Origin of the sequence: Streptomyces sp. NPDC059895, assembly GCF_042731035.1 — a bacterium.
Lineage (GTDB): Bacteria > Actinomycetota > Actinomycetes > Streptomycetales > Streptomycetaceae > Streptomyces.
On record NZ_JBHWKO010000019.1, the window covers coordinates 114,621 to 125,717 of the forward strand.

Genomic DNA, 11,097 nt, shown 5'->3' on the forward strand with positions numbered 1-11,097 from the left:
GGCTCCGGACCGCGGAGCCCCCGCCCGGCCCGCCGAACGGGGAGCCAGGCCCGCCGAACGGGGAGAGTCCGGTCATGCCGAACGGGGAGAGTCCAGTCCCGCCGAACGGGGAGAGTAAGGGAACGGCAAAACGGCCTCGCTCGTTCATCCGGCATGACAGCTATGACCCCCGGCTCGAACATCCCGCTCCCCGCCGTCCGAGTGACGGTGGACGTCGCCGCCCCGGTGCGGCTCGACGTTTCGGGCCTGCTGCTCACCGCCGACGGCAAGGTGCGCTCCGACGACGACTTCATCTTCTACAACCAGCCGAGCGGGCCGGGCGTGGCGTACCGCTCGGGCGGCGGCGCCGCCCCCGACGCGATCACCGTCGACACCTCCGCCCTCCCCCCGGGCATCGAGAAGATCGTCGTCACCGCGAGCCCGGACGCCGCGGGCCAGACGTTCCAGGGCGTCGAACCGACGGCCACCCTCCGCAACGCGGACGACAACAGCGTCCTGGCCACGTTCACACCTCCGCGGCTCGGCACCGAGACGGCGCTCGTCATCGTGGAGATCTACCAGCGCAACGGCGCCTGGAAGGCCCGCGCGGTCGGCCAGGGCTACGCCGACGGCCTGGCCGGCATCGCCACCGACTTCGGCGTCACGGTGGAGGAGCCCGCGCCGGTCCCGGTGCCGCCGGCCGCCCCGCCGATGCCCGCCGCGCCGCCGCCGGCGCCCGCGGCCTCCGCCCCGGTCGCGCCGGCCGCGCCGGCCGCTACCCCGGCCCCGCCCGCCCCCGGCGCCGGGAAGATCAACCTCGACAAGGGCCGCGTCAGCCTCCAGAAGAACCAGACGGTCTCCCTGGTGAAGGGCGGCCGCCCGCTGCTCTCGCAGGTCAGGATGGGCCTCGGCTGGGAGCCGGCCTTCCGCGGCCGGGACATCGACCTGGACGCCTCGGTCATCGCCTACGGTCCCCAGCGCAACCACATCGACAGCTGCTACTTCGGCAAGCTGGCCATCGTGAACGGCGCGATCAAGCACTCCGGTGACAACCTCACCGGCGAGGGCGGCGGCGACGACGAGGTGATCACCGTCGACCTCGGCCGTCTCCCGCAGGAGGTCACGGGCCTGGTCTTCACCGTCAACTCGTTCACCGGCCAGAAGTTCACCGAGGTCGCCAAGGCCTACTGCCGTCTCGTGGACGCCGCGACCGGTGACGAACTGGTCCGCTTCGACCTCACCGGCGCCGAGCCGCAGACGGGCGTGATGATGGCGAAGCTGATCCGCCAGTTCTCCGGCGAGTGGGAGATGACGGCCCTGGGCGATTTCGTGAAGGCCCGGACGGTCCGGAACATGGTGAAGCCGGCCGCCCAGGCCCTGTGAGGCCACGGGCGGTGGGCGCCTCCGCGGCACCCACCGCCCCAGGGGCGGCAGGCCCTGGCCGGGTCAGCCGCGCTTCTGCCGCTTCCACGGCCCCGTGATCGCCAGCATGATGCCGGGCTCCTGGATGTTGGCGTACAGGGTCCGGCCGTCGGGCGAGAAGGTCACACCGGTGAACTCGCTGTACTCCGGCTCGTCCTCGGTGCCGATGTTCAGTTCGTTGCGGGCGATGGGGTATGTGCGGCCGCTGTCGGTGGCGCCGAAGAGGTGCTGGACGCCCTCGCCGTCCTCGGCGATGACGAGGCCGCCGTAGGGGGAGACGGTGATGTTGTCGGGGCCGTCGAAGGCGCCGTCGGCCGACGGGTCGGGGTTGACGCCGAGGAGGACCTTCAGGGTGAGGGTGCGGCGCCGGGGGTCGTAGAACCAGACCTGGCCGTCGTGCGGGGTGCCGGGGCTCTCCGAGCGGGCGTAGGAGGAGACGACGTAGGCGCCGCCGTCGGCCCACCACATGCCCTCCAGCTTGCGGGCGCGGGTGATCTCCCCGTCGGCGAACTGCTTGCGCACGGCGACGGTCGTGGCGTCGCGGTCGGGGACGTCGACCCAGTCGACGCCGTACACCGTGCCGGTCTTCGTGGCCCGGGACAGGTCGTCGACGAACGTGCCGCCGGAGTCGAAGCACCGGGGGGCCTGGAGGACGCCGGCGTCGTCGGCGAGGGTGCGGAACCTGCCGCGGCCGTGCTCGAAGCCCTTCGGCGGGGTCCAGCGGAAGAGCAGGCCGTTGGGGCCGGAGGCGTCCTCGGTGAGGTAGGCGTGGCCGCGCTTGGGGTCGATGACGACGGCCTCGTGGTCGTAGCGGCCGAAGAACTTCAGCGGCTTGGGGTCCTGGTTGGCGCGGCGGTCGGTGGGGTCGACCTCGAAGACGTAGCCGTGGTCCTTGGTCATGCCGTTGGTACCGGCCCGGTCGGAGTTCTCCTCGCAGGTCAGCCAGGTGTCCCAGGAGGTGCGGCCGCCCGCGCAGTTGGTGGAGGTGCCGGCGATGCCGACCCACTCGGCGACCTGTCCGTCGGGGCGCACCTCGACGACCGTGCAGCCGCCGGCCGCGGCCGGGTCGTAGACCAGGCCGTCGGTGAGCGGCACGGGGTGGGTCCAGCCGGCGCGCGGGCCCTTCAGCTCGTGGTTGTTGACGAGGAGGGTGGTGCCGCGCGGCCCGTCGAAGGTGGCCGTCCCGTCGTGGTTGGAGGGCGTGAACTCGCCCGACTCCAGCCGGGTCTGCCCGCTGTGGGTGATGACGCGGTAGGTGAAGCCGGCGGGCAGCGCGAGGATGCCGTCCGGGTCGGGGAGCAGCGGCCCGTAGCCGACCCCGCCGTGCCCGGCCGCCGCCGTCCCGTCCGCGCTGTCCGTGTCCGTGTCCGTCGACGCGAGGGCGCCCGGCGCGCTGGCGAGGGCGCCGACGGTGCCCGCCAGCGCGACCCCCGCCCCGGTGACCGCTGATGTCCTGGCGAAGTCCCTGCGGGTGAGCGACATGGTGTCTCCTGAGACGGTCGGGATGCCGTGGGGCCGGCGGTCCTCGGGTCGGCGCCACCGTCCCGCCCAGGTGTGAACGTGGGTTGAACAGCGGACCGCCACCGCCGGCCCGGTTGCGTGAACCCGCGCCACCGCCCCCTCCCTCACCGGCAGGAGGCTGTCATCCGCCCTGCTGCGAGCGCGCCTTGAACGCGGCCTTCCGCGCCTCCTTGGCGATCCGCTTGTCCGGGTGCAGCCGCCCCATCGCCTCCAGGACGTCGGCGGTGGCCGGGTGGTCCACCCGCCAGGCCGCCGCGAAGAAGCCGCCGTGCTGCTGCGCGAGCCCCTCGACGAGACCCTGGAGCTCCTCCGAGTTGCCCTCGGCGGCCAGTTGGGCGGCCACGGTGTCGATGGTGAGCCAGAAGACCATCGCCTCGGACGGGGGCGGTACGTCGGTGGCGCCCAGCTCGCTCAGCCAGACCCGGGCGAGGCCGCCCAGTTCGGGGTCGTCGAGCACCTCGCGCACCGCGGGTTCGGCCTGGCCGCCGACGAGGGAGAGGGCCTGCTGGCAGCGCAGCCGGCGCAGCGGCGCGCCCTCGTCCGAGCCGCGGGCGGCGGCCAGCAGCTCCCGGGCGGCGTCGACGGGTTCCCGCAGGTGCAGCCACTGCTCGGTCTCGGCGCGCGCGGCGCGCGGCCCGTAGCCGGCGCTGCCGTCGAGCAGGACGTCGGCCCCCTTGTCGGCGAGGTCGCCGACGGCGGGCGCGTGGAAGCCGGCCTCCTGGAGCCGGGCGCGCAGACCGTAGAGGCCGAGCGGGGTGAGGCGGACCATGCCGTAGCGGGAGACGTCGGTCTCGTCGACCGGGGCGGCGGGCTCCTCGTCGGGGTCGCCCATCAGGGCCTCGTCGACGGGCTGGTAGGCGACCAGGCCGATCGGCTCCAGCAGCCGGAACTGGTCGTCGAGGCGCATCATCGCGTCGGAGACCTGTTCCAGCACGTCGTTGGTGGGTTCGCCCATGTCGCCGGGGACGAGCATGGAGGCGGCGAGCGCGGGCAGCGGCACGGGGCCGTCGCCGGGGCCGTCCTCGCCGACGGTGAGCAGGTAGAGGTTGCCGAGGACGCCGTCGAGGAACGCGGCCTCGGCCTCGGGGTCCCAGTCGAGCCGGGAGAAGTCGACCTCGCCGCCCTCGTCCATGGCCTCGATCAGGTCGTCGAGGTCGGGCACGGTGGCGTCGGCGAGCACCGACTCCAGGGCGCCGAGCCAGACGGCGAGCACGTCGTGCGGGGAGCCGCCGGTCAGCAGGTCCAGGTCCGCGCCGGCGGTGACGGTGCCGGCCTCCTCGTCGGCGACCTCGACGAGCCCGGCGTCCACGGCGATCCGCCAGGCCTCGCTCGCGTACGCGGCGGCGTCGTCGCCGGTCAGCCCGAGCATCTCGGCGGCGGCCGGCAACTGCTCGTCGACGAGTCCGCCCCCGGCGTCGACGCGGGTGTCGGGGCCGGCCCAGCGGGCGAGGCGGGCGGCCCGGGAGAGCAACGGGGTCGACAGCGCGTCGCGCGCCAGCTCCGCTTCGGGGTGCAGCCGCACGGGCGGCAGGGGGGAGCTGTCTGACATCGGCTGGTTCTCCTCGGACGGGTCGTACCACTCGACCGCTCAGCCTAGACGGATATGAACCCATGCCGCCCGGTTCATCTCCCGGTCAGCCTCCGTACATGGCCGAAACCTTGACAACCGGCCTTGCCAGGCAGGAGATTGACGCGCGTAGAAGTTGGGGGGACAGGTGTTCACTGTTTGTCTCCGCGCGTCGCCGCGCCCCACGCCTCACCCTCGTCCCGGCGCTCTTGTACGTCCCCGGAGGGAACCCGTTGCCTAGCAGGTCTTCCGCGCGGCTCGCCGCGCTCACCGTCGCCGCCGTGTGCTCCGCGGCGTCCACCGTCGTCATCGCCGCGCCCGCGCACGCCGACTCGGCGCGCATCCACGACATCCAGGGCACCACCCGCGTCTCGCCGTTCGCCGGCCGACAGGTCACGGACGTGACCGGAATCGTCACCGGCGTGCGCACCTACGGCTCCTCCAGAGGCTTCTGGATCCAGGACCCGGACCCGGACGCCGACCCGGCCACCAGTGAGGGCGTCTTCGTCTTCACCAGCTCGACCCCGAAGGTCGCCGTCGGCGACGCGGTCACCGTCACCGGCACGGTCTCGGAGTACGTGCCGGGCGGCACCTCCTCCGGCAACCAGGCGCTGACGGAGATCGTCCGACCGACCGTCACCGTCGTCTCCAGCGGCAACGCGGTCCCCGCCGCGACCGTCGTGAACGCGAAGTCCGTCCCGGCGGCGTACGCCCCGGCGGGCGACCCGGCCGCGAACAACTCCGTCAACGGCCTCACCCTGCGGCCCGACACGTACGCCCTGGACTACTACGAGTCCCTGGAGGGCATGAACGTCCAGGTCGCCGACGTCCGCGTGGTCGGCGCCACCGACCCGTACACGGAGCTGTGGGTCACGGTGAAGCCGGGCGAGAACCGCACCCGCCGCGGCGGCACGGTCTACGGCTCCTACGACTCCCAGAACACCGGCCGGCTGCAGATCCAGTCGCTCGGCGCGGTCGCCGACTTCCCGGTGGCGAACGTCGGCGACACCCTCACCGGCGCCACCGCCGGCCCGCTGGACTACAACCAGTACGGCGGCTACACCCTCGTCGCCAACCGGATCGGCACGCTGGACAGCACCGGTCCGGAGCGCGAGACGACCGCCGAGCAGAAGAGCGGCGAGCTCTCGGTCGCGACGTACAACGTCGAGAACCTCGACCCGTCCGACGCGACGTTCGAGGAGCACGCCTCCGCGATCGTGAACAACCTGAAGTCGCCCGACATCGTGTCCCTGGAGGAGATCCAGGACAACAACGGCGCCACGGACGACGGCACGGTCGCCGCCGACCTGACGGTGGGCAAGCTGATCGACGCGATCGTCGCGGCGGGCGGCCCGAGGTACGACTGGCGCTCGGTCGACCCGACGGACGGCACCGACGGCGGCGAGCCGGGCGGCAACATCCGCCAGGTGTTCCTGTTCGACCCGGAGCGGGTCTCCTTCACCGACCGTGCGGGCGGCGACGCCGCGACCGCCGTCGGCGTCACCGAGGAGCGGGGCAAGGCCGCGCTGACGGTCTCCCCCGGCCGCATCGCCCCGGCGGACACCGCCTGGGACTCCAGCCGCAAGCCGCTGGTCGGCGAGTTCGTCTTCCGCGGCCGGACGGTCTTCGTGATCGCCAACCACTTCAACTCCAAGGGCGGCGACCAGGGTCTGACCGCGCAGTACCAGCCGGTGGTGCGCAGCTCCGAGACCCAGCGCCACCAGCAGGCGGCACTCGTCAACGCGTTCGTCAAGGACGTCCTCGACGTCCAGAAGAACGCGGACGTCATCGCCCTCGGCGACATCAACGACTTCGAGTTCTCCGGCACGACCCGGATCCTGGAGGACGACGGCGCGCTGTGGTCGGCGGTCAAGTCCCTGCCGAGGAGCGAGCGGTACTCGTACGTCTACCAGGGCAACAGCCAGGTCCTCGACCAGATCCTGGTCAGCCCGTCGATCCGGCGCGGCTCCTTCGCGTACGACAGCGTGCACATCAACGCCGAGTTCAACGACCAGATCAGCGACCACGACCCGCAGGTGCTGCGCTTCAGGCCGTGACCGGGCAGCAGTGAGCGCGCGGGGCCGGGCCGGACGGGTGTCCGGCCCGGCCCCGCCGCGGACGAGGACCCGGCACCCGCCCCACGGGTGCCGGGCCCGCGTGCCGCCCCTACGGCGCTCGACGGCGTCCGGGGGCGGGCCGGTGACGGCCTGTCAGTGCCGGGCCCTGCGCCCCGCCAGCACGCCGGCCGCGACGAGGGCCGCGCCCGCCGCCACGAGCACGACCGGCCCCGGGTGCCGCGCCACGAACCGCACCGGTGGGCGCAGCCGCTCGGGAACGCGCTGCTCCACGGTCTGTCCGGCGTGCGCGGTCCTGACCTGAAGGGCGTGACCGGACTCCCGCGCCCTGTCCTGGAGAGCGTGACCGGACTCCCGCGCCCTGTCCTGAAGGGCATGGCTGGACTCCAGCGCCCTGTCCTGAAGGGCGTGACCGGACTCCAGCGCCCTGTCCTGAAGAGCGTGACCGGACTCCCGCGCCCTGTCCTGAAGGGCGTGACTCTTCTCCCGCGCCCTGTCCTGGACGGTGTGCCCCGCGTCCTTCGCCCTGTCCTGGAGGGCGTGACCGGTCCCCTTCGCCTTCCCCTGGAGGGCGTGGCCGGTTCCCTTCGCCCTGTCCTGGACGGCATGGCCCGCCTGGGCCGCCGTGCTGCGGAGCTGGACCGTCATGGCGCCGGCCCGGTCGCGCAGATCGGCCGCCCGGGCCCGGGCCCGGCCGCGGATGTCCGTCTTCGCCGCCAGTTCCTCCACGGTGTGCCCGAGTTGGCTCCTGGTCTGCGCTATCTGCCGGCGCAGCTCCGCGGCGCCGTCCGCGCCGGTCGCCGTACCGTCCGCCCCTGTCCTGTCCGTCATCGGTGCGCCCTTTCCCTGATCTCCTCGACATCGGCCCTGACGCTGCCGAGAGCCTCCTCGGGAGTGGGGGGCGTGGCCCGGCGCAGTTGGCCGCGGCCGGTCGCGGCCAGGACGGCGGCGATCACGAACAGCACCGCCGTGACGATGAGCGCCGCGGCCCAGACGGGCAGCGCCAGCGAGAGGGCGGCGACGCCCGTGCCCGCGAGGGCGAGCAGACCGGCGTAGGCGAACGCGCCCGCCGCCCCCAGCAGACCGCCGCCGCGGCCGGCGCGACGGCCCTTCTCGGTCAGTTCCTCCTTGGCGAGGGCGATCTCCTGCCGTACGAGCCGGGAGAGCTGCTCGGTGGCCTGGCCGACGAGTTCGCCGACCGTGTGGTGCCCGTCGTGGACGGGCCGGGTGTCCATGGTCCCGGTCACGGTGTTCCGCCTCCTCTCGGTTCGGAGACACCCGGGTACCCCGGCAGTCCGCCGCTACCCCTGCGACGCCCCGCCCCGCCGCACCCTCCCCACTCACCCCACTCCGTAGTACCGCTTATGAATACCTCGTAGGTAATTTAAGTAGAGCTACACCATCGCCGCGCCGAGACTACCCCCATGACGCACCCGCATCCCGCCCCGCCCGCTGCCACCGCCTCCACCCCCGCCCCTCCCTTCGGCCGCGCCCTCTGCGCGATGGTCACGCCCTTCACCCCGACGGGAGCCCTCGACCTCGACGGCGCCCAGCGGCTCGCGGACCGGCTGCTGGCGGCCGGGTGCGACGGACTGGTCCTGTCCGGCACGACGGGTGAGTCGCCGACCACCACGGACGCCGAGAAGGCGGACCTGGTGCGGGCCGTACGAGCGGCCGTCGGCGACCGTGTGCCCCTGGTGGCGGGCGTGGGCACCGCCGACACCCGCCACACCGCCGGCCTCGCCCTCGCCGCCGAGAAGGCCGGCGCCGACGGGGTGCTGGTGGTCAGCCCGTACTACAGCCGGCCCCCGCAGGACGCCCTGGAGGCGCACTTCCGGGAGGTGGCGGACGGCTGCGGGCTGCCCGTGGTGCTGTACGACATCCCCGGGCGGACCGGCACCCGCATCGAGCCGGAGACGGTGATCCGGCTGTCCGAGCACCCCCGGATCGTCGCCGTCAAGGACTGCTCCTACGACCTCCTCGGCACCCAGAAGGTCCTGGCCCGCACCGGGTTGGCCTACTACGCCGGCTGCGACGAACAGATCCTCGCGCTGTACGCGGTGGGCGCCGCCGGGTACATCAGCACCGTCGCCAACGTCGCGCCGGCCCGGCTCCGCGCCGTCCTCGACGCGTTCGACGCCGGCGACACCCTGCGGGCCGCCCGGCTCCAGCGGCGGGCCCTCGCGCTCATCGAGCCGATGATGGCCGCGGGCCTGCCCGGGACGGTCACCGCCAAGGCCCTCCTGAACCTGCTCGGCCTGCCGGCCGGCCCGGTCCGGGCACCCCTGCGCGACGCCGGCCCGGATGCGCTCGACACGCTGCGGGAGGCCTACGAACGGTTCACGACCGAGCCCACCGCATAAGTCCGAGCGCCGCCGCGCCGTTTCGGCCTACGGTGGCCTCATGCGCCGGCCGTTGCTCTACCTCGACGTCGACGGTCCCCTCAACCCGTACGCGGCCCAGCCGGAGCGCCGGCCGCAGGGCTACACGACGATCAGGGCGACCGTGCGGCCCGGCCGCCCCCTGCGGGTGTGGCTCCACCCGGGGCACGGGGCCGCCCTGCTGGAGCTGCCCTACGAGCTGTGCTGGGCGACCACGTGGATGGGCGAGGCCAACCGCTGGATCGCCCCGGTCGTCGGCCTGCCCGAACTGCCGTACGTCGACTTCGGGCGCGGACTGTTCGCCGAGCGGCCCGACGGAGTGCACTGGAAGACGGAGGCGCTCGTCGCCCACGCCGCGGGGCGCCCCTTCGCCTGGGTGGACGACGAGCAGTCGGCCGCCGACGCGGCGTACGTCGCCCGCCACCACCCCGCGCCGGCTCTGCTGCACCTCGTGGATCCCCGGGTCGGGCTGCGGGCGGAGGACTTCGAGGCGCTGGGCCGGTTCGCCGCGGGCCTGACCGCGCCCTGACCGCGCCCTGACCGCACGACGAAGCGCCCTCCCGACGGGCGGGAGGGCGCTTCGGCCGGGCGGTGCGGATCAGTTGTGGCTGTGCAGGACCTCGTTCAGTCCGCCCCACACCGCGTTGTTCGGGCGGGCCTCGACCGTGCCGGTGACCGAGTTGCGGCGGAAGAGGATGTGGGAGGCGCCGGAGAGTTCGCGGGCCTTGACGATCTGGCCGTCGGGCATCGTCACGCGGGTGCCCGCGGTGACGTACAGGCCGGCCTCGACCACGCACTCGTCACCCAGGGCGATGCCGACGCCCGCCTCGGCGCCGACGAGGCAGCGCTCGCCGATGGTGATCCGGACGTTGCCGCCGCCCGACAGGGTGCCCATGGTGGAGGCGCCGCCGCCGATGTCCGAGCCGTCGCCGACCACGACACCGGCGGAGATACGGCCCTCGACCATCGACGTGCCGAGGGTGCCGGCGTTGAAGTTCACGAAGCCCTCGTGCATGACGGTCGTGCCCTCGGCGAGGTGCGCGCCGAGGCGGACACGGTCGGCGTCGGCGATACGGACGCCCTTGGGCGCCACGTAGTCCGTCATGCGCGGGAACTTGTCGACCGACGTCACCTGGAGGTGCAGGCCCTCGGCGCGCGCGTTCAGGCGGACCTTCTCCAGGTCGTCGACCGCGACCGGGCCGAGGGAGGTCCAGGCGACGTTGGCGAGCAGGCCGAAGATGCCGTCCAGGCTCTGGCCGTGCGGCTCGACCAGGCGGTGGGAGAGCAGGTGCAGACGCAGGTAGGTGTCGTGCGTGTCGATCGGCTTGTCGTCGAGCGAGGCGATGACCGTGCGGACCGCGACCACCTCGACGCCCCGGCGGGCGTCCGGGCCGATCGCCTTGGCCGCGCCTTCACCGAGCAGCTCCACGGCCCTGTCGGCGGACAGGCGCTCGGTGCCGGACGGGCCGGGCTCGGTGACGAGCTCGGGCGCGGGGAACCAGGTGTCGAGAACCGTGCCGTCGGCGGCGATGGTGGCGAGGCCGGCGGCCGCGGCGCCGGTGGTGCGAGGAGCAGTCGTGTCGGTCATGAGGGAAACCTAACCGGCGGGAGGCCGTGGAGGCCAACCAGCCGGGCGGCGTCTCAGGTGGCGGGCGGGAGGGCCCGGTGGCCCGGCCTCAGTGGGCGCCGCCGGCGTTCAGCACCACCACTCCCGCGACGATCAGCAGGATTCCGGCGACCTTGGTGAGGGTGAGCGCCTCGCCGAAGAGCAGCAGCCCGAGGACGGCGATCGCCGCGGTGCCGACGCCGGACCATATGGCGTACGCCGTGCCGATGCCGACGGTCTTCAGGGTCTGGGAGAGCAGGGAGAAGGAGACGACGTAGCCGAGGGCCGTCACCAGGGAGGGCCACAGGCGGGTGAAGCCCTGGCTGTACTTCATGGCGGTCGTCGCCGCCACCTCGGCGGCGATGGCTCCGGCGAGCGTCACGTATCCCATGCGCGGGAGCGTACTGAACGCGGCGCGCGCCCCGGACAGCCGGCAGCGGCGGCCCCCCGACCGGGGGGCCCCGCGCCCCCGCGACCACAGTCGGGCGGCCCCCGACGGTGTATCCCCGCCCCCCGGGCGGCGCGCGACCCGCGTCCGGGATCTTT

10 protein-coding genes are annotated in these 11,097 nt (G+C 73.6%); 4 read left to right on the top strand and 6 right to left on the bottom strand.

The window, feature by feature from the left end:
* Positions 1-162: 162 nt before the first annotated feature.
* The gene (locus ACFV9M_RS22595) at positions 163-1,362 is read left to right on the top strand and encodes a TerD family protein (protein WP_385102510.1); all 1,200 of its coding nucleotides are present in this window, start codon (positions 163-165) and stop codon (positions 1,360-1,362) included.
* A 63-nt stretch (positions 1,363-1,425) separates the two neighbouring features.
* Here the strand turns inward: ACFV9M_RS22595 and ACFV9M_RS22600 are convergent, their stop codons facing one another.
* A complete protein-coding gene (locus tag ACFV9M_RS22600) occupies positions 1,426-2,883 on the bottom strand; it encodes an alkaline phosphatase PhoX (RefSeq protein ID WP_385079245.1) in 1,458 nt (485 codons plus the stop codon).
* A gap of 160 nt (positions 2,884-3,043) precedes the next feature.
* Positions 3,044-4,471, bottom strand: a complete 1,428-nt coding sequence (locus ACFV9M_RS22605; protein ID WP_385079247.1) for a hypothetical protein — start codon at positions 4,469-4,471, stop codon at positions 3,044-3,046.
* 251 nt (positions 4,472-4,722) lie between these two features.
* Between ACFV9M_RS22605 and ACFV9M_RS22610 the strand changes: the two genes are divergently transcribed.
* A complete protein-coding gene (locus ACFV9M_RS22610) occupies positions 4,723-6,546 on the top strand; it encodes an endonuclease/exonuclease/phosphatase family protein (protein WP_385079250.1) in 1,824 nt (607 codons plus the stop codon).
* A gap of 153 nt (positions 6,547-6,699) precedes the next feature.
* Here ACFV9M_RS22610 and ACFV9M_RS22615 read toward each other — a convergent pair whose 3' ends face one another.
* Together ACFV9M_RS22615 and ACFV9M_RS22620 are read right to left on the bottom strand one after the other, a co-directional pair.
* Positions 6,700-7,395 (bottom strand): DUF3618 domain-containing protein, encoded by a 696-nt coding sequence (locus ACFV9M_RS22615; protein ID WP_385079252.1) that lies wholly within the window; start codon positions 7,393-7,395, stop codon positions 6,700-6,702.
* Positions 7,392-7,811 (bottom strand): phage holin family protein, encoded by a 420-nt coding sequence (locus ACFV9M_RS22620; RefSeq protein ID WP_385079255.1) that lies wholly within the window; start codon positions 7,809-7,811, stop codon positions 7,392-7,394. Before ACFV9M_RS22620 ends, ACFV9M_RS22615 begins: the two co-directional genes overlap by 4 nt.
* Positions 7,812-7,988: 177 nt before the next feature.
* On the opposite strand from ACFV9M_RS22620, the gene dapA reads away from it, so the two are divergent.
* A complete protein-coding gene (gene dapA, locus ACFV9M_RS22625; protein WP_385079258.1) occupies positions 7,989-8,927 on the top strand; it encodes a 4-hydroxy-tetrahydrodipicolinate synthase in 939 nt (312 codons plus the stop codon).
* 40 nt (positions 8,928-8,967) lie between these two features.
* Positions 8,968-9,474 (top strand): hypothetical protein, encoded by a 507-nt coding sequence (locus ACFV9M_RS22630; protein WP_385079259.1) that lies wholly within the window; start codon positions 8,968-8,970, stop codon positions 9,472-9,474.
* Between the two features lie 69 nt (positions 9,475-9,543).
* Here ACFV9M_RS22630 and dapD read toward each other — a convergent pair whose 3' ends face one another.
* Both dapD and ACFV9M_RS22640 read right to left on the bottom strand, forming a co-directional pair.
* Positions 9,544-10,533 (bottom strand): 2,3,4,5-tetrahydropyridine-2,6-dicarboxylate N-succinyltransferase, encoded by a 990-nt coding sequence (dapD, locus tag ACFV9M_RS22635; protein ID WP_385079262.1) that lies wholly within the window; start codon positions 10,531-10,533, stop codon positions 9,544-9,546.
* Between the two features lie 88 nt (positions 10,534-10,621).
* Positions 10,622-10,942 carry a DMT family transporter gene (locus tag ACFV9M_RS22640; protein WP_385079264.1) on the bottom strand — a complete coding sequence of 107 codons (321 nt, stop codon included), beginning with the start codon at positions 10,940-10,942 and terminating at the stop codon, positions 10,622-10,624.
* Between the last annotated feature and the right edge of the window lie 155 nt (positions 10,943-11,097).

Bases quoted from the DNA above. Each gene is read 5' to 3' on its own strand.
- ACFV9M_RS22595 (WP_385102510.1), top strand. From the start codon at position 163: ATGACCCCCGGCTCGAACATCCCGCTCCCCGCCGTCCGAGTGACGGTG.
- ACFV9M_RS22600 (WP_385079245.1), bottom strand. From the start codon at position 2,883: ATGTCGCTCACCCGCAGGGACTTCGCCAGGACATCAGCGGTCACCGGG.
- ACFV9M_RS22605 (WP_385079247.1), bottom strand. From the start codon at position 4,471: ATGTCAGACAGCTCCCCCCTGCCGCCCGTGCGGCTGCACCCCGAAGCG.
- ACFV9M_RS22615 (WP_385079252.1), bottom strand. From the start codon at position 7,395: ATGACGGACAGGACAGGGGCGGACGGTACGGCGACCGGCGCGGACGGC.
- dapA (WP_385079258.1), top strand. From the start codon at position 7,989: ATGACGCACCCGCATCCCGCCCCGCCCGCTGCCACCGCCTCCACCCCC.
- ACFV9M_RS22630 (WP_385079259.1), top strand. From the start codon at position 8,968: ATGCGCCGGCCGTTGCTCTACCTCGACGTCGACGGTCCCCTCAACCCG.
- dapD (WP_385079262.1), bottom strand. From the start codon at position 10,533: ATGACCGACACGACTGCTCCTCGCACCACCGGCGCCGCGGCCGCCGGC.
- ACFV9M_RS22640 (WP_385079264.1), bottom strand. From the start codon at position 10,942: ATGGGATACGTGACGCTCGCCGGAGCCATCGCCGCCGAGGTGGCGGCG.